We start from the raw sequence: 18,487 nt of genomic DNA, 5'->3' as shown, positions 1-18,487 counted from the left end.
GAGGTTTCCCCATGAAGTCATTACTCGGCCGCTTTGTTCGTCTCCTTCGGCAGATATGGAGAGTCGCGAGTCAAGTCCAGCGGGACAAGGCAACCGGCATGCTCGAATTTGAATTGAAGGAGCTGGAAAACATCTTCGTCATGCTGCTTTTCGGTAGCTTTGTGGGCCTGCCCACTCCACCCACAGCCATGGCTTTCGAATTGATGCCTTATATGGAAGAAGAGATCAAGCTAATGATCTCCAGAGCCGATCTTGCACAGGATCCTCTTGGAAACCTTCTCGGCATGCTGGAGATCGACTGATGAAGCGGATGCTTTTTTTTCTGGGAAAGGGAGGGGTCGGAAAATCTACAATCTCTTCGACCGCTGCCTATCGACTCGCCCTGAACGGCTATCGTGTTCTCATTATCAGTCTTGACCCCGCACATAACCTCGGTGATATCTATGAGATGGAACTTTCCGATAAGAGGAGCTCGGTTATTGAGGGGCTCGACGCCATAGAGATCGACCTTCAGTATTGGGTCCAGCACTACCTGAAAAGCAGTCGAGACGAGATCATTTCAAATTACAACTACAACCTTACCATCAATCTTGATTCCTATATCAATATCCTGAAATACTCTCCCGGAACCGAAGAGTATGCCGTACTTTGGGCCATAGAGAGCCTCTACGACCGATGGCATGATAAGTACGATTATATCGTCTTCGATACGCCGCCCACGGCCCTCACCCTGCGCTTTCTCGCTATGCCGTCCATCACACGATTATGGGTTGGAGAGTTAAGTGCCATGCGGGAAAAAATACTCAAAAAGCGGCAGACCCTCACCAGACTCAACCCCGATGCGGCAAGCCTAAAGGGGGCACGTAAAAAAGAAGACGATAAGGTCTCACTGCAGCTGGGAGCCATTTCCTCGCGACTTGAAAAGCTTTATCGTCTTTTTACCGAGGAGAGTTATGTGTCGGTTGTCATCAACGACGACAAACTGAGTATTGCCGAATCGGAACGGATACGAACCGAGCTGGGAAGGCTTCATATCACCCTCAACAGTCTTTGTCTGAATAAGGTACTTTCACTGGATGATCCTCACGAGGCGATAGAGCGAACCTTCGCCGAATTTCCCATTTTTAAATTCATCTCAATCGCCGGAGGAATCACCTCCAGGCAGCAGCTTGGTCAAATCTATATCGACGACCTCATAGTCCATATTCAGCGGGAGGAAAATCCGCAATGAACTCCTACATCTATCTTCTCATAGCCCTGGCCTTTGCAACGAGCATGGGATACCTACACGGCAGAAAGCGAAACAAACAGTTAAGCGTTATGATCGGTGAGGTGTGTGAAAAGCTGTTACAGCCGAAGGATACGACATATGTAAATATCGGCGGCGTACTTGGTCACAACTTCACCTACCAGCTTGAAGAGCCTTTTAGTCAGGCAAAGGGGACCTTCACGCTCCTTCCCCGCCATTCGCTGTTGTACCTCCCCTTTTCCTTTCTTATTACGCGATACGATCGTTTCTATCTCCACATCTTTACAAGCCGGCAACTAAAGGGGGAGGCACATATCATTGCCAAACGTTACTTTCCGAAGATGCGGGTCGATATCGCGGGGATCGAAACATTAAAACGCGAGGAGTTCGAAATCGAAGGCAGGCAATTCATCCTACTCTGGGATAATCCCAAATTGGAACCGATGATGAAAGCCCTTCTTGAGAGTAGCGAAGGGATTGAGGATCTTCTCCACTTCTGTTGCTATCGTGACAATAACAACTTCTTCATTCATGCCGTACCAAAAGAACAGAGCTTAGCAGGCCTTCTTGCAGGCATATATAACGTACTTCCCAGCATGATGAAGGAGCGACAATAAAGATCACTATTTGACGGCCAAAATCATGGTATCGTGACTTCCGTCTTTTGTCTGAGACGAATAATCACTATACTACTTCTATGTCTCAGCTTGGTGCCCCCAAGGAAATAGAGGGATTGTCCCTGTTTCACCCGCTCATAGCTCAGTGGTTCCGGGATACCTATCCAGCACCAACCCCGATTCAGAGGCAAAGCTGGCCGGCTATCGCGGCTGGGGATCATTGTCTCATCACGGCCCCCACGGGGAGCGGAAAAACCTTAACCGCATTTCTCTGGGCCATCGACGGCCTGGTAACAGGGCGGCTTCCGGAGGATAGACTCTCCGTACTTTACATCTCTCCCCTCAAAGCCCTCGGCAGCGATGTTCAAAAAAACCTCATAGCTCCAATAGAGACCTTACGCCTCAGGTTCCGTGAGCAAGGGGAGCGCTTTCCCGATATTCGCGTCATGACCCGCAGCGGGGATACCCCCCAGAGCGAACGACGGAGCATGCTCCGCCACCAGCCCGAAATCCTGATAACCACTCCCGAATCTTTTACCATCATGATGCTCTCGGAGGGAGGCCGGACCCTTTTCGGCTCCATCGCTTGTGTTATTCTTGATGAAATCCATTCGCTTTACGGAACCAAGCGGGGAGTACTGCTTATGTCGATGGTGGAGCAGGCCGCCCTTGAGTGGGGAGAATTCCAGCGAATAGCCCTGACGGCGACGGTCCGCCCGGCTGAAGCGGTAGCCGCCTTCATCGGTGGGTACCGGATGATCTGTCGGGAAAGCAAGATAGAACATCGGCAGAGGCCCGTACGAATCTGCACTGCCCCTCTCACGAAACGATACGACCTCTCTGTCCTTAGCCCCGAACTGCTGCCCGACACGGGAAGCGGGATGCTTTCCCAGGGGGCACAGCAGGATTCGATATGGCGGGGAATGGCCGCCGAAATCTTCCGCCTAACCGAAAGATATCGTTCCACCCTCGTCTTTGCAAACAGCCGTCGTCTTGTCGAGAAAATTGCACGCCTGATGAACGAGATTGCGGGAAAGCGCATCGCCTACGCCCATCACGGCAGCCTCTCAAAGGAGATCAGGCTGACGGTGGAATCACGCCTCAAGCGGGGTGAGTTGAAAGCGATCATTGCCACAAACTCCCTCGAGCTCGGCATCGATGTCGGAGAACTCGATCTCGTCGTGCTTATTCAAACACCCTTCACCATCTCGTCGGCGATCCAAAAAGCAGGTCGTGCCGGCCACCAGGTCGATGCGGTCAGCCGGGCAATCCTCTTTCCCAGTCACGGTATTGATATTGCATCAGGCGCAGCCATGATCGAGACCATGCAAAACCATGAAATCGAAAGCCTGCGGCCGATGCGCAATCCCCTCGATATTCTCGCTCAAATCATCCTATCGTTGATAGTGATAAAAGAGCAAACTATTGAATCCCTTTTCAACAGCATCAGAACAGCAGAACCCTTTGCAAGCCTACCTCGCCGCCTTTTTAATCTTGTTGTCGAAATGCTTACGGGCAAATATGAGGGAACCAGAATTCGGGCACTGCGCCCCCGACTCTTTCTGGACGAATCAAAAGGGCTACTCTCCCCCGCAAAGGGAGTCCGCTACCTTCTCTACCTCTCAGGCGGAACCATCCCCGATCGGGGGCAATACAATATGAAGCTTGCCGACGGCCTGAACAACATCGGTACCCTTGACGAGGAGTTTGTCTGGGAACGATCGGTGGGGGATCGATTTGAATTGGGTACTCAGACCTGGGAGATTACAAGCATCGATCACAACAACGTCGTTGTTATGCCGACCAATGCTCCTCCGAATATCATTCCATTCTGGAGGGCTGAAGATCGCAGTCGTGACTTCACCTTTTCACGGGCAATCCTCCGACTCTTTGATCACGTTCAGGCAAAAGGGAGTACCAAGGAGGAATGGGGGCTTGATGAGGCTTCTGCCATCCGCCTTATGCGATTTCTTACGCGTCAAAGAGAACACACAGGAGCTCCCTTGCCAGGAGAACATCGCATCATTGTCGAACATATCGCCGAATCCTTTGGGCCGGAAGGCTTGCAGCGGATTGTGCTTCACACCTTCTGGGGGGCGGCTGTCAATAAACCCCTTGCACTTTTGATCGAAGGGTTCTGGAAGAGCCGCTTTGGTTATACACCGAGAACCATTGCTTCAAACGATGCGCTTCTTATCATCGTACCCGATGATACAAGAGTGGCCCCGTATCTTCCCATGCTTGCCACCCTTCCCTTGGAAGAAACAATCAGAGAACGACTTGAAAATAGTGCACTGTTCGGGGCCTTTTTCAGAGAGAATGCGGGTAGAGCTCTTTTGCTGCCCCGCCAAAGCTTCGGGAAACGGATGCCGCTCTGGTTTACGCGGCTGCGGTCACGTAAATTGCTTCAGACGGTCTTCGACCTTGCGGATTTCCCCATCATGATTGAAACATGGCGGAGTTGTCTGCAGGATTACTTTGACCTTGCCAATCTTGCCATGGTGCTGGAAGAGCTTGCCGACGGTGTAACCGAGATATGTGAGGTGAGAACGGCAATTCCTTCTCCATTTTGCGACGGACTGGTTTGGCGGCAGATTAACCTCTTTATGTATGCCGACGACACACCGGAAGCCTCGGGTAAAAGCGGATTGGATGATGATCTCATTGACCACCTGCTCGACGATCCCGATCGACTCGCGCCCATTGATCCCTCTTTAGTTTTAGAACTCAATGAAAAACTGCAGAGAACTGCAGAAGGCTATGCTCCTGCCGATCCGCAGGAACTGTTGCGCTGGATTGACGAACGCGTCATCATTCCGGAAGATCAATACCAGCGGCTCATCGATGCCGTCGCTGCGGAGAGCGGGATGGACAGGGCTGAAATTCTCAACTCGATCGACGGAAAGCTGCGCCTGCTCTATTCGGAAAAGGGACCGGTTACCCACCGCTGCCATGAGCATCAATATAAACGCCTGATGCATTCCGAGACCATGACTGCGGCACTTTCGGAATTATTCCGCTTTTACGGTCCGCTGACCGCAGAGGAAATCGACGTGATCGTACCGCTCCCGGTCAAACAGCGTAATAAAGCAATCGCCGAATTATTGACAAAGGGAGATCTTGTAAAGGCCCGAATATGCCTCGATGCCCCCGGGCCGCAGCTTTGCGACAAGGAAAACCTTGATCGTCTCTTGAGAATGCGACGCTACAAGCAACGTCGCTTTATAGAACCGATGGCATCATCCCTAATCGTGCCCTTTATGGCTGCATGCCAGGGAATGATTAACCGGGGTAAGGGATCTGAGGAGCTTGCGAGCAGAATCGATTCGCTCCTTGGATACAGGCTTCCCGCCGACGCGCTTGAAGAGTGGATCCTTCCGGCGAGGATGTCCCCATACTACCATGAATGGATCGATGCCCTCTCCCAAAGTCATGACTTATCCTGGTTCGGCGCAGGGAAAAAACAGATATTCCTTGCCTACCCCGAACAGACGGAGCTGTTTTCACGTTCTGAAGCGGCAGAAAGAAAAACGCCTCTCCCGTTTTCAGTCAATGAAGGGAGAGGGCGCTATACTTTTTTCGACCTAAAAGAGGCCAGTGGACTCGATTCGGCAGAACTTACACAACAGCTCTGGGAACTGGTATGGGAAACACAGATTGCCAACGACTCCTTTGCAGCATTGCGAAACGGCATTAACACACAATTTAAGGCCGCTCCGCTTTCCGAAAACAGACATCGTTACCGCTCCCACGGGGCCTATCACCAATGGAGAAATTCCAGGCCGCTTGCCGGTAATTGGTATCTTCTTGGTGAAAAAAAGAGGAGAGAAGATCCCCTCGATCGGGAAGAACGGATACGGGAGAAAATTTTCACGCTTAGCGACCGCTACGGAGTGGTTGCCAAGCCCCTGCTCGATCGGGAAACCGAGTCGTTTCAATGGAAAGCGTTGCTCCCAAGCCTCAGGAGAATGGAACTCTCGGGAGAGATGGTCGGCGGATACTTTTTTCGTGGCCTCGGCGGTATACAATTTGTCCTGAGCCAAGCGATCCAGGAATTACTTTCCTGGCAGGAAAGGGAACTCGATGAGGTCTTCTGGATGAATGCCGTCGATCCCGCATCCCCCTGCGGCCTATCCATAGAGGAGTTACCCTATGAACTTCCATCGCGGAAACGTTCCAACTTTCTTGTATTTCACGGATCTCGCCTTGTACTCACCCTCGAACATGGAGGACGTTCGATGACGTTGGAGGCCCATCCGGGGGCACCAGAGATTCAGCGTTACCTGGAAATCTTTAAAGACCTCGCACAGAGAGATATTCGTCCGCCCCACTCCCTTGTGGTCGAAAGCATCAATGCATTCCCGGCGGACCAAAGTCCCTTCGCCAACGATATGGAGACCTTTGGCTTCATGCCGGCAATCAAAGGCTTGCGATATGATCCGCGGGCCGCGAAGGCGAGAGGATAGGCGTTTTTTTCATGAAAGAATCGAAGTATAATAAAAAGCATATGGTAAAACGAATATTTGCTTCATCCTTTCGGAAGTTGCTTTTACTCATCGTCGCGATTGCACTGATTCCCTCTCTTGCCATCATTATCTTTACCGGAATCGAATATGGATCCGTCCTTGAACAAGAGGTACGGGCAAAAGCGGTGCGGCAAGTGGAAACCCTGGCAATGGTTCAGAATACCATAATGGAAACCGTCCATCACACACTATCGACCCTTGCACTCCTTCCGGCATTTACGGAAGGAGAAAAGAGCAGGCAGGAACGTATTCTCAGGCAGGTCCTCGAAGAAAACCCGGAATATGTCAACATCACCGTGACAGACACAAAGGGTATTGTGACCGTGTCCGCAAAGCTCGAGCCTGGGACCGATCTTAGCGAAAGGAACCACATACAACGGGCTATAAGTGGAGAAGACTTTACCGCCGGAGAATTCATCATCGCCCAAGTAAACAATGAAGCGGCCTTTCCCTTTGCCGTACCGATCAAGGACAATACAGGAAACATCATAGGAGTACTCTCCGCAATCTATCGTCTCAGCACCTATCGTGAATTTTTCAGGAGTTTCGACCTGCCGGAAGAATCGTTTCTTGGCATCACCGACCGATACGGAATTCGCATATTTTTCTATCCCGAGAAATCAACCAATCCCATTGGGAAACCAATTAAGGCCGATGTATGGAAGGTGATCGGCTCCGGCGACGAATCGGGAACAATGGTAACGACGGGATCGGATGGGATAAGCAGATATTATGCCTTTCAGCGCATCAGGACAGGAGAGGGAAAGGAACCCTATCTGAATATCGTCATCGGCATACCGGAACAGAGTGCTCGTTATCCGGCGACAAGGATACTGATACGCAACCTGCTCCTTATGGCAGCCGTCGCGCTCTTCAGCATGATCATGGCTGCTTTTATCGGCTATGTTACCATCGGCTCAAAATTACTGCGCATGGCAAAAACAGTCACCGATATAAGAAACGGAAAACTGTCTGCAAGGACGCAACTTGAGGAAGAAAACTCCGAAATCGGTATGGTATCCAAAGCGATTGACGATATGGCAGAGACCCTTGAACAGCGAAACGACGAGCGAGATCGAAACGAAAAGAAGCTCTCCGAGGCCATCGAAGAACGGGAAATGCTGCTGAGAGAGGTACATCACCGAGTCAAAAACAACCTCCAACTCATTCTTAGCATTATTCATCTTGAAAAAGAGAACAGCAGGGATATCGAAACCTTTTCCCGACAAATAGAGCACCGTATCAGGGCAATGTCCAGCATACATGAGATGATGTACCAGTCTCATTCCCTTAAGGCGATCGACATGCGTTCATTTCTCGAACGGCTTTCGATCCTCGGAGGTTATTCATACGATAATGTAACAATTAAAGTAGATGCTAAGTCCTGTCCCCTTTCTCTTGAAAGGGCCATAACAATCTCCCTGATAACAAACGAACTAATCATAAATAGCGTAAAATATGGAAAAGATGCCAATGGCTATGTTAGCATACACATCACCTTCTTCGTCGAAGCAGAAAAAGCCATGCTTATCGTTTCAGATCGGGGATCGGGTTTTCCCGATATATTCGACCCTCACAAAAGTACTTCACTGGGAATGCAACTGATACTTACCCTTGTCGCACAGATAGGTGGAGAGATCGATATATCGAATAGTAATGGAGCGGTAGTGACAATCCTCTTTCCCCTTGAAGAATAGGCATTAGAGAACCTTGGTAATAACCATATCCAGCATCTCCATTGAGAATGGCTTTGCAATATATTCGTTAAAACCGATACCAAGCAGCGACTCACGATCCTTATCCATTGCATAACCGGTGACAGCAATGATGGGAGTCGACTGATACGGTTCCATTGACCTCAGTTGTCTGGTCGTTTCGATCCCGTCGATGCCCCGCCCCAAATTGATATCCATCAAAACAAGATCAAATCGCTTTTTCTGTGCCGCCTCAAGGGCTTTCTCTCCGGAAGAAGCACGCGTAACCGCAAAATCATGTTCCAGATGCTTCTCGATAACCAAAAGGTTGATGAAATTATCTTCTACAAGTAGTATCCGCTTTTCCCCTTCTGCATCATTCCGATACCCCCCCTGTCGAGGTGCGAGCATGCCATGGTACTCGTGCAAACCCGCAACAAGTGGAAAGGAGATGGTAAAGGAGGAACCTGCCCCCTCTTCACTTTGAAGCTCAATATTCCCATCCATCATGCCGACAATCCGTTTTACCAAAGAGAGGCCAAGGCCGATCCCTTCGAAGGGTCTGTCGATCCCCTCATCAGCCTGTCGAAAATCTTCGAAGATAAGCCGCTGCTTTACAGGTACTATCCCGATTCCCGTATCAACAACGTTGATATAGACGCGTCGTTTTTGCCCCCGCCCGGCGAGGCCTGTTAAAACCTTAATGCCACCGCTGCACGTAAATTTGAATGCATTCTCGAGAAGATAATCAATCGCTTGTCGAAAAAAGTCCGCATTTCCCGTGATTTGGGCCTGAGATGCCCCCATGATGAATTCAAAAGAGAGTTTCTTTTTAATCGCGCTCATACGATATCGCTGCACCACTTCATCAACAAGAGGATCAACCACAAGAATATTCCCCTCGGTGTTGATTTCGTCGCTCACCGGGCGATTCAGCTGAAGCAAATGCAGCATCTTTTCAAAGATATGAAGTAATCGATTGCCCGACTCGGTTATCAAACCAAGAAGTTCACGCTGCTCCGGATTATCTATCTCATCGGTAAGGAGTTGCGTAAGCCCGAGGATTCCGTTCATAGGTGTTCGTAGTTCATGACTGATGTTTTGAAAGAAAAGATTCTTTGCGGTCTCAAGCTGACGTGAGCGTTCCTGTTCCTGTCGCAGTCGATATTCAAGTTCTTTCCGCTGGATAACCTCTCCCAAGGGGGCTGCAACGGCGGAAACAAGCCGAATCATCCCCGGTTCCTGCCGTCTGGCCTCATAGGCAAAAAAAACAAGCACGCCCCATACTCGCTTACCGCTAAATACCGGTATCGAGAACCCTGCCTTTAATCCGTAGCGGGCAGCAATGGCAGCGCGGAGAAACTCCTTATTGGTGCTTACATCCTGAAACCAAACGGCCTCCCTTCGTTCGAGAGCTTTTCCCGGAAGACCGACTCCGTAAGGAAACGAATATACGAGACTTTCTTCAAAAAAACCGTTGAGCGACGGCTCCTCGGTATAGTAGATCCTGCTATTGACAAGTGCCGATTCATCTTCGGAAAGGATCCATGCCTCGCCAAATTTCCATCCGGTTGCTCGGACTACCTCGCCAAGCACCCGTTCCAGAGCGACAAAATAGTCTGGAGATGAGAAAATACTAGAGATGATCTTTCGCAGGAGATCGAGTTCCCGTTCTCTGGCAAGTAAAAGCTCCTGACAGTCATCGTGAATCGACATCACTTTGTAGTATAAAAAAGGAAACCATGAATTGCACACGCTACGGGAAAGTTTTATTACTATCCGGACAAGCATATGAAAAGATGGCGAGGAGATCCTCTTTTATGTATCACCAGGATTCCAAACAGTAGCTACTCGCTCAGATAGCGTAATAGGTCAACCGAAGGATACACCGCCCTTTTCAGGGTCTTTCGGTTAGCGGGTAGCGTTGCATCGATTCCCATCTTATTCTGGACGCCGGTCTCGTCGCTGCAGGGGTCAAGCTCGTGTCCCTGACTATTCGGTATTACAAAGACATCCTCCCGAGGATTAACTCTGTTGTTGACAGCCCAGAGTACTTCGGCCGGATTATATATATCGACATCGCTATCAACGACAATCACATTTTTAATGTTTACATATGCAGTCATTGCAGCCAGTGCAACATTTTTCGGTTCCCCTTCATTACTTTTCTCGAGTTGTACAAGTGCAAGAAAACCGGAACCATAGGGCGGAATATGTACCGCTTTGACGTTTTTCGAAACATATCTGGTATGTCTGCGGAGAAGAGGTTCCCGGGGCAAAACATTACCTAAATTGATGTGTTCAAAGCTTCCTCCGTTGAGGGTTTGCCAAATGGGATCACGCCTATGGGTAACGGCTTTGACCTCGACGACGGGACTTTTCCACAAGAGTCCGTAATGCCCGGTAAATTCAGCCAAGGGCCCCTCTTCTTCTCTCACGCCCGGCAGGATTTCACCTTCGATGATGTACTCACTCCAGGCGGGAACCATGATATCACTGGTGATGCACTTAACCCGTTCCAAGGCCGTTCCCCGTAAACCACCAGCTATTTCCGCCTCATCGCCATCGTAACGAAATCCGGCCGCCATCATTACTACAGGATCAACACCAATGGCAACCGCAATGGGAAGAGCCTGTCCTTTCTTTTCCGCCTTCTTCAAGAAATCACGAAGATGACGCCACTCATTAATCATGATCCCCATCTTTCGCGGCCCCTTGATGTGCATCCGCTGAAAACTCAGGTTCTGCATACCCGTCTCTGTATCACGACCAACGGTAACGCCCGCAGTAATGAAGGCCCCTCCGTCTCCGGGGGCGTGAATAGGGATAGGTATATTCCCGAGATCGATCTCATCGCCCGTCAGTATCACTTCCTGACAAGCAGCGTTTTTCACCTCCCGGGGCACAATGGGATGATCAAGAACGGCTTCCATCTTATCGGTTACATCCGATTGTCCACATTCAAGTGCAACAGCAATTTTGGCATAATCGGAAAGCAATCCCCCGGCAACAGGAACGCTATGGCCTTTGACCCTATGAAAGAGGGCGGCAGGTCCACGTTCCTTTTCGAGTGTGGCAATTACACTCCCGATTTCATGAACGGGATCGACCTCCCGCTCAATATCCGCAAGTTGACCGGCTTTCTTCAGGGCCGATAAAAAATCTCTTAAATCCTTGATGTTTCCCACTAAGGAACTCCTTTATGTCCATTTTCGTAGTAAGGTAAGATCGACGTAAGCAGGATTAAACGATATGAGACTTCTGCATACAATATGGTCGAAAATTCCTATAAAACTTTCCTGCCACTGAATCAGGGGATCCCCTACCGCAACGTCAAGAATCTCCGCCAAAGGGGCCGTTGCGATAGCAGGACGAAAGGTATTGATGGAATTGGCAACTTCTTCGGTAAGGAATTGCCCCAGTAAATCATAGAAACTGCCCTGATACGAAAGGATATCCTGCGCTTCACTCTCCCGAACAAAGCTTCCGCACAGATAGTTATGGCCGTAAATTGCAGGATGCCCATCTGCGAAGTAACGATTTTCTACAAGAAGAAAGCGTTCCTCAAAACAGTTACTGCAGTCAATCCCTTTAACATCAATTGAAGTGACCCATCGGGGAGAGGTCCTCTTGCAGGAAACCCGGTAGCCGCCGTCTTCAAGGAGCTTTCGAAAGCCATGAATCGTATCGATCCGCATCTTCGCATTAAGGGTAGTCCTGTGGATAAGGTTACCCAAGCCATGTTTTTTGGTGATGACGCCTTCACGATTCAACGCCATCAGCGCTTCCCTCAGGGTCGTTCTCCCAACCCCCAACATCTCACAAAGGGTCGTCTCAGACGGAAGCCGATTCCCCGAAAAATTACGACTGAGGATGAGCTGGATCAAGGCTTCCTTCGTTTTTACATAAAGAGGGGTCGCTTCTACTCTTATTGATCGAGTTTTTCTCATGAAATCATGATACTATAGGTCTGATGAGCTGTCAACCATAACAACTATTTTCCCATTGACGGTTTCTTCCTTTCCCATCACACTGTGTTAATGGAAAAGGAGTCTGCTATGAATAAGAGACAGACTAAAAGTCCCCCTCTCTACCTGAAAATTCGCGAATACCTTCTAAAAGCGATTCAAAATATGCAAGCCGGCAATAATCGACTTGAAACAGAAGAAGCGTTGTCCGAGAAATTGGGAACCAGCCGGGCGACCATCAGGGAAGCTATGGCCTCGCTAATTCGTGAGGGATACATTACCCGCTGGCAGGGGAAAGGAAACTTCGGCCACCCTGCGCTAACAAAACTGCCGATGAGGATCGACATCAGCAGCGACTTTCTCAAGCTTATCGCCGATTCGGGGGAGAAGCCGCAACTACTCAAGCTCAATCTGCGCAACCAGAGGGCCTCACAGCGAATGCTCAGGAGAATGCCCGAGGTAGATGAAATGGAAGTAACGGCATTCGATTGGATCTATCTTGACAGCAGAGGTCCCGTCATCATCTGTGATGTCGAATTGCCACATGCATATCTACAAACGCCACCGAGCCTTGATGGAAACGAACAAAAACTTTCGGCATTTTTGGAATGGCATTGCCGCGTTCACATCACATACACCACAACATGGCTTTCCAGTACCGTCGATGAAGCAGTAGCCGATCGATTCGGGATAGAACAAAACCGCTCAATGGTGGTCTGGGAGGAAATCTTCTACGATCTTTCCGATCATCGTATATGCTTCAATACGATCTATTTTCATCCCGATCGGATCGATCTTTCGATGCTCCTGACCATTTAACCCGTCCCCGATTGAAACTGGAAATATCACACCATGTCCTCCCCCGGACGATGAGATCGGTGAGGATCTGACCGACAACGGAGGAAATAATAACGGAGCTCTTAAAACCGGCGGCGAGAAAAAGCCCGTCAATCTCCGTTGCTCCAAGAAAGGGTTCAAAACCGGGAGCCGAGGGGCTGCAGGTTGCCCAGCTGCGAAGAGCAGTAAGTCGCTTCAAATCCGGATAAAGCTCCTCGAGCATACGCGGAATACGAACACAGTGGGCCGCACTGGTAAGAAGAAGGGCATCTTCGGGATTGCTCGGTCCCGGCTCACTTGTTTCTCCAATCAATATATTTCCCGATGCCGTTTGCCCAGCCGTGAAGCTTGCCGCAGCCCCTGTAGAATCGTGAGCGGTGGCAAAAAACGAGGCAGAGGAGATGAAGTTCATAATGTGGGGCCGAACAGGTTCGGAAATAAAGGCTTCACCAATCACATACTCTATCGGAACCTCTAAGCCACAGGTTGAACAAAGCGTACCCGTATAGGCACCTGCGGCAACGATCACAACGTTGCTTCGGATGCATTCGCCATTTGCCAGCACAACCCCTTTACAGGATGTATCGGAGACACGGATCTCTCTCACAATCGTATTCTCACGGATGGTAAGTCCCGCCTCTTTTCCCTTTTTTACCATGGCGAAAAGATAGCGGAAGGGATTAATCTGCGCTTGAAGATGCCAGCTTGCCCCCTTGATGCTCTTTACATTCATATAGGGCTCAAGTGAAGTGATATCCCTGGGAGAAATAAAGCGCACATCAAGCCCAAGCGCATGTTTTTCCCGATACAAGGCCTCAAGAGCCGCCATTTGCTCATCGGTTTGGGCAAAAATCAGAGACCCGACCTTCCGGTACTCCAGATCTGCGGCCAATTCTTTTTCCATTTGACCCATGCGCTCAAAACCACGTCTGTTGAGCTCAAAACTTATACCGGTATTGGAATCCTGCAGCTGCACAAAGCCGAAATTCGCACCTGAAGAACCTGATCCGATCTCTTTGCGTTCAAGCAGGATTGTCTTAACCCCTGCTTCTGCAAGCTGCCGTGCAATGGAAAGCCCATGGTAGCCTCCGCCGATGACGATTGCATCATACGATTCCTTTGTATCAATCGAGAGAGAGGAGGTACAGGCTTTGCGCTGAGGGATCATCGTTTCCGCTTTTTCCAAAGGCTCTTCCCTTATCGAAGAGAAACCCGAGATTTCGGTCGGAACAATGGGGAACCGGGCCCTATCGGGTCGCAGTTCGGCTCGGATATTCCCTGTCCGTTGCGCAATCAGCTGCGCTATTGCACGAGCACAACCTCGTCCCTGACATGGGCCCATGCCAGCACGTGTATAGCGTTTCACCGCAGAAATCGTGCTGCAGCCTGCATCAATGGCCTCAAGTACCTCTGCAAGGGTGATTTCCTCGCAACGACAGATAATGGTATCGAGCCTTTCACTCATCACCGCACCTCTTGAAACTGCGAACACGATCGACAAGTGAGGAATCCATGGAAAGGGTGACCAGCATGGTCTTGTCCCCGACATTTCGGCGGCAGGCGGTAATATTTCCCATACCAAGGGCTTCGCCGCTACGTCCGCAGAGTATAACCTTTTCACCTACGGAAGGGACGGGAAGATATTCCCACGCAAGCGTGAGGCTCCCACGCCTGTCGACCATGAAAACGGCTTGGCCCGGGCAAACGGAAAGGCAACGCATGCATCCGGTGCAGCGACTATAATCCACAACAGGGGGAGAGGTAATCGTTTCTACTGTAATGGCCCCGGCAGGACACGCATCGGCACACGGGTTACAGGCAATGTTTTCCACACATTCGAATACGGGATAGCGTACGAGCCCAGGTGAGACGGCAGCAGCCGAACAGTTTTGTTTTTCTTTTCCAGAAGAGGCTTTTCTATTGCGAAAGGCCTTAAGTCTGCTTCTTATCTCATCTCGCATTTTTTCGTCTCCGCAATGGGCCCCTTTAATATCAAAGGCCATGGAAAGTCCGGCAAGCCGTCCCTCGTCGATCGCCGTAGCAGCCTCTTCCACCCCCGCCGAGTCGCCGGCGACAAATACGTGTGAAACGGAGCTACGCATAGTATCGTCATGACGGGGGAAATGTCCCCCCAGGCGAGGCTCATACGTCAATTCACAGCCGAACATGGATGCTAATTCGGTCCGAGGACTCAAGCCTGTCGCAAGAAGTACTGCGTCGGCGTCAATAGAAAGGTGTTCCCCTGTGGAGTTGATACCGATGTTCACCCGCTGAACAGATTTCAAGCCAATGGCTTCCTGAATCTGAGCACCGAGAAAGAAAGGAACACCGGCCCGCTGAAGTTTTGCCGCATGAACGGCATATCCGCCGATCCGATCCGCGGTATCGACGATGGCCGCTATACAAGCACCTGCCTGCATAAGCTGGTAAGAGACAATCAGGCCGACATTGCCGCTTCCCACCATAAGCACATGGCGACCGGGAAGCAGGTGGTGCAGGTTGCAGAGGGTCTGGGCGGCCCCGGCAGTCATCACCCCCGGAAGCGTCCAGCCGGGAAAGGGCAGACCATGCTCCTTCCCGCCCACGGCAAGAAGGATCCGCTTTGCACGAAGGGCCGATGCCGCTCCCCGAAGGCTAAGGGCCACCCTTCCGTCACGAAGAAACCCCAGGGCCCTGCATTCGGGAACCATCAGGCAGCCAGCTTCCGAGGCCTCACGAGATAGCATATCGGCAATGCGAATGCCCCGAACCCCGGCATAATGGAAGGAGGAACCAAAAAATTTATGAATTTGTCTGATAAGCTGCCCACCGAAAACCGGATTCTCATCAACCAGCACGACATGAAGAGCCCGACCGGCAGCTTCGATTGCAGCGGCAAGGCCGGCAGGGCCGCCTCCTACAATCAGAATATCACATTGCTCAGGAAGCTTATGATCTACCGTCATTTATAACCTCACCAAGCCCCTTTTGCCTTGAAACATGCATACCTTCCCGAACCGGTGTAACGCAGGTCCTGACATTGGGAACACCATCGACAAGCATCGAACACTCCTGGCACTGACCAATGCCACAGAAGATTCCCCGAGGCTGAGAAAAACGGCGGCTATAGCGTACATCAAGGATTCCGGCCGCAGCAAGAGCAACCGCAATCGGCTCACCATCGAAGGCATTCAGGGGAATGCCTTCGAAAAAAAAGGTTATCTGTTTCCGGTCTTCCTTCACGTCGAGTATCGGGTGGGAAAAGAATCGTTCCATATATGTAGTATATAAGCGGTATCATGGCAAGTCAATATTTGTACGTACAAATCAACACAGACTAAAGAGCAGCCTCTCTCCCCTCTGTTTCGGGATACCACACCTTAACCTGCATAATGGGAATCTCAATATCGTGTTCTGCAAATGCTTGACGAATAGAAAGAAAAACACTGTTTTTGACCGCGACATAACTGCTCTTTTCAAACCAAATTGCAAAAAGAAACTCAATGCCGGAAGAGCCAAACTCCTTAAACAAGAAGAAGGGCTCGGGTTCACGAAGGCAAAGAGGATTCTTTTCGGCTATGTCAAGAAGAAGGTCGCGGGCAAGCTCAAGATCGGCTGAGTAGGCAACCCTGAGGTTGAAATCCATTCGCCGTATTGGAAACCTGGTGATGTTGGTTATCTCAGTGGAAATAATCTGATCGTTCGGGATACGGATGAAGGTGTTGTCGAAGGTCCGGAGCTTCACCGAAAGAAGATCCAGGGAATGGACTACACCGACAAAGGAGCCTATTTTGACGGCATCCCCTACCTCGAAGGTTCTATCGGAGACTAAAAAGAGGCCGCTTATGACATTTCCAAGACTTTTCTGACTGGCGATACCAAGGGCAACACCAAGAACTCCGGCCGCTCCGAGAAGTGCCGAGAGGCTTACCCCAAAACTGTTCAGCACAACAATAAGGATGATCGCCACTCCTGTGTAGATAATCATCTTATGTATAAGAACCTTCGATTGCTCTGAAGCATTTTTTGTCAGGGTCCGGCGAACGATGACTGCGATCATGCGGACCAACAGGTAAGAGGCAAGGGCAAAAAGGAAGATTCGAAGCACATGCATCACCTTATCGGTGGTAAAATATGCAAGAAACTGATCAAAGTCGATACCGGTCATATCATATCTCCGTGAGAGATTTCAAAAAGGAGAAACTACGCTTAATGATACTCGTTTCGGGTTCGATGCGCGGAGGCGTCACCTTTTCCTTTACAAGACCGTGTTCTACATCACTTTTTGGGCCCCGCTTTGCAAAACGAACCTGACTAACCTGATCCGGCCCGGAAAAAATGACAAACACCTCATTCGTAAAAAATCGATCATGTTCGCGGTAGAGAGCGAGATGCTCAACATGGAAACAGATCCGGGAGAAATCAAGCATTGTCTGTGATGTATTGCGCAGATACAAACGAACCTCGGCTTCAAAGGGGTCGCGGCGCTCCACCTCCTCTTCCCTCCCGACGGTATGCAGATCGGCCGACAAACCATAGCAAAGTTCGCCGGTTGCCATATCGCCGAACCAGGTCGAAGTGAGTGTCTTACAGGGGAATTCGGTAAGAAGCACCCTTGCAGCCCCTGTTCCGGTATAAAGAGCGGCCCACATCGGGACCGAAAAAAAGAACTCTCCCTTTCGCCCCGGAGGTAATTCTCTTCCGACAACCGGGATGACGACGATAGGCCGGTCCGGTAAGCAAGGCGTAAGCTCTATCTGCTGCTCCTTACCGACGACAAAACGGTGCCATATCGCCACTTCCGCATCGAAAGCTGCCGAGACAAACGTGAAGCCCCATGGCAAAACCTCACGTTCATCTTCTATGACTGATATTCCCAATAGTAGCTCATCACCCTCTTTTACAAAACAAAGCACCTTTTCGGGGCCGTGCCAATAGAGGGGACGATCATCGATAATGTTCCGTTGTGCCCATAGTGTGTTTTCCATACTCTTTACTTCTATAAGGAAGTATCGCAATAGTCAACGGAAAAAGAAGGATGATCTTCGCCCGGGGCGAAGGCATTCCCCCCAAAGCCATTAGTAGTGTTCTGAATCCTGGTGGTTTTGTATCATTTTCCCGGAAGAATCCTTGGGTTTCCGGGATTGCTTGATCTTATGTACCTATACGCTTGTAATTAACGGCCAGAAAAGACGTTGAGGGGCTTTGATCACCAGGATTCCGAACACTATACAAAAATTAAAGATGCTTGAGGATTTCCGCTTTGAGGCTTTCATACGGATAGGCACCGGAAAGCCGCATAACAGACTGGCCGGCAGAAAAGAGCATAATGGTCGGAACCGAAGAGATCTGCCACTGAGTAGCAAGTGCGGGTTTTTTATCGATATTGATTTTAACGGTAAGTATACGCCCCTTCAACTCGCCGGCGATTTGGGCGACGACAGGACCGACCATCTTACAGGGACCGCACCAATCGGCATAAAAATCCACTAAAACGGGGATGCTGGAAGTTCGAATGAGCTCTGAAAACGATTTTGGTCTTTCATTCATGAAATCTCTCCTGAAGGAAAATATCGTAATCTTTTTCCTGCAGGTCAAGGAGAACAAGAGCTGGCGT

15 protein-coding genes are annotated in these 18,487 nt (G+C 50.1%); 6 read left to right on the top strand and 9 right to left on the bottom strand.

Annotation, left to right across the window (positions count from 1 at the left end):
• Nucleotides 1-11: 11 nt before the first annotated feature.
• The 5 genes from F459_RS0108060 to F459_RS0108040 all read left to right on the top strand — a co-directional run bounded on the left by F459_RS0108060 (nucleotide 12) and on the right by F459_RS0108040 (nucleotide 8,089).
• Nucleotides 12-302 (top strand): hypothetical protein, encoded by a 291-nt coding sequence (locus F459_RS0108060; protein ID WP_020612224.1) that lies wholly within the window; start codon nucleotides 12-14, stop codon nucleotides 300-302.
• Complete coding sequence (locus tag F459_RS0108055) at nucleotides 302-1,231, top strand: ArsA family ATPase (protein WP_020612223.1); 930 nt, start codon at nucleotides 302-304, stop codon at nucleotides 1,229-1,231. Before F459_RS0108060 ends, F459_RS0108055 begins: the two co-directional genes overlap by 1 nt.
• On the top strand, nucleotides 1,228-1,866 hold the full coding sequence (locus F459_RS0108050; RefSeq protein WP_020612222.1) for a hypothetical protein: 639 nt from the start codon (nucleotides 1,228-1,230) through the stop codon (nucleotides 1,864-1,866). Before F459_RS0108055 ends, F459_RS0108050 begins: the two co-directional genes overlap by 4 nt.
• Nucleotides 1,867-1,946: 80 nt before the next feature.
• Nucleotides 1,947-6,332, top strand: coding sequence for a DEAD/DEAH box helicase (locus tag F459_RS0108045; protein WP_026294951.1), 4,386 nt, complete (start codon nucleotides 1,947-1,949; stop codon nucleotides 6,330-6,332).
• 41 nt (nucleotides 6,333-6,373) lie between these two features.
• Entirely contained in the window at nucleotides 6,374-8,089 is a 1,716-nt protein-coding gene (locus F459_RS0108040; RefSeq protein ID WP_245540120.1) for a histidine kinase dimerization/phosphoacceptor domain -containing protein, read from the top strand.
• A 3-nt stretch (nucleotides 8,090-8,092) separates the two neighbouring features.
• Here the strand turns inward: F459_RS0108040 and F459_RS0108035 are convergent, their stop codons facing one another.
• From F459_RS0108035 to F459_RS0108025, 3 genes are all read right to left on the bottom strand, one after another.
• Entirely contained in the window at nucleotides 8,093-9,802 is a 1,710-nt protein-coding gene (locus F459_RS0108035; protein ID WP_154651658.1) for a response regulator, read from the bottom strand.
• Between the two features lie 131 nt (nucleotides 9,803-9,933).
• A complete protein-coding gene (locus F459_RS0108030; protein ID WP_020612218.1) occupies nucleotides 9,934-11,274 on the bottom strand; it encodes a UbiD family decarboxylase in 1,341 nt (446 codons plus the stop codon).
• Nucleotides 11,275-11,286: 12 nt separating this feature from the next.
• On the bottom strand, nucleotides 11,287-12,036 hold the full coding sequence (locus F459_RS0108025) for a GntR family transcriptional regulator (RefSeq protein WP_026294950.1): 750 nt from the start codon (nucleotides 12,034-12,036) through the stop codon (nucleotides 11,287-11,289).
• A 108-nt stretch (nucleotides 12,037-12,144) separates the two neighbouring features.
• On the opposite strand from F459_RS0108025, the gene F459_RS0108020 reads away from it, so the two are divergent.
• Nucleotides 12,145-12,873: a GntR family transcriptional regulator gene (locus F459_RS0108020; protein ID WP_020612216.1), complete on the top strand. Its 729-nt coding sequence runs from the start codon at nucleotides 12,145-12,147 to the stop codon at nucleotides 12,871-12,873.
• Here the strand turns inward: F459_RS0108020 and F459_RS0108015 are convergent.
• The 6 genes from F459_RS0108015 to trxA all read right to left on the bottom strand — a co-directional run bounded on the left by F459_RS0108015 (nucleotide 12,815) and on the right by trxA (nucleotide 18,420).
• Nucleotides 12,815-14,356 (bottom strand): FAD-dependent oxidoreductase, encoded by a 1,542-nt coding sequence (locus tag F459_RS0108015; RefSeq protein WP_020612215.1) that lies wholly within the window; start codon nucleotides 14,354-14,356, stop codon nucleotides 12,815-12,817. The two genes, F459_RS0108020 and F459_RS0108015, sit on opposite strands and share 59 nt — an antisense overlap.
• Nucleotides 14,349-15,836: an FAD-dependent oxidoreductase gene (locus tag F459_RS0108010; protein WP_020612214.1), complete on the bottom strand. Its 1,488-nt coding sequence runs from the start codon at nucleotides 15,834-15,836 to the stop codon at nucleotides 14,349-14,351. Before F459_RS0108010 ends, F459_RS0108015 begins: the two co-directional genes overlap by 8 nt.
• Nucleotides 15,820-16,146 carry a (2Fe-2S)-binding protein gene (locus F459_RS0108005; RefSeq protein ID WP_026294949.1) on the bottom strand — a complete coding sequence of 109 codons (327 nt, stop codon included), beginning with the start codon at nucleotides 16,144-16,146 and terminating at the stop codon, nucleotides 15,820-15,822. Before F459_RS0108005 ends, F459_RS0108010 begins: the two co-directional genes overlap by 17 nt.
• Before the next feature lie 61 nt (nucleotides 16,147-16,207).
• Nucleotides 16,208-17,038, bottom strand: coding sequence for a mechanosensitive ion channel family protein (locus F459_RS0108000; RefSeq protein ID WP_020612212.1), 831 nt, complete (start codon nucleotides 17,036-17,038; stop codon nucleotides 16,208-16,210).
• Nucleotide 17,039: 1 nt separating this feature from the next.
• The gene (locus F459_RS0107995) at nucleotides 17,040-17,858 is read right to left on the bottom strand and encodes a hypothetical protein (protein ID WP_020612211.1); all 819 of its coding nucleotides are present in this window, start codon (nucleotides 17,856-17,858) and stop codon (nucleotides 17,040-17,042) included.
• Nucleotides 17,859-18,108: 250 nt separating this feature from the next.
• Nucleotides 18,109-18,420, bottom strand: coding sequence for a thioredoxin (gene trxA, locus F459_RS0107985; RefSeq protein ID WP_020612209.1), 312 nt, complete (start codon nucleotides 18,418-18,420; stop codon nucleotides 18,109-18,111).
• Nucleotides 18,421-18,487 lie beyond the last annotated feature (67 nt).

Origin of the sequence: Sediminispirochaeta bajacaliforniensis DSM 16054 (assembly GCF_000378205.1) — a bacterium.
Taxonomy (GTDB): domain Bacteria; phylum Spirochaetota; class Spirochaetia; order DSM-16054; family Sediminispirochaetaceae; genus Sediminispirochaeta; species Sediminispirochaeta bajacaliforniensis.
Note: the sequence above shows the minus strand (reverse complement) of the source record. Positions and strands in the feature narration are given on the sequence as shown.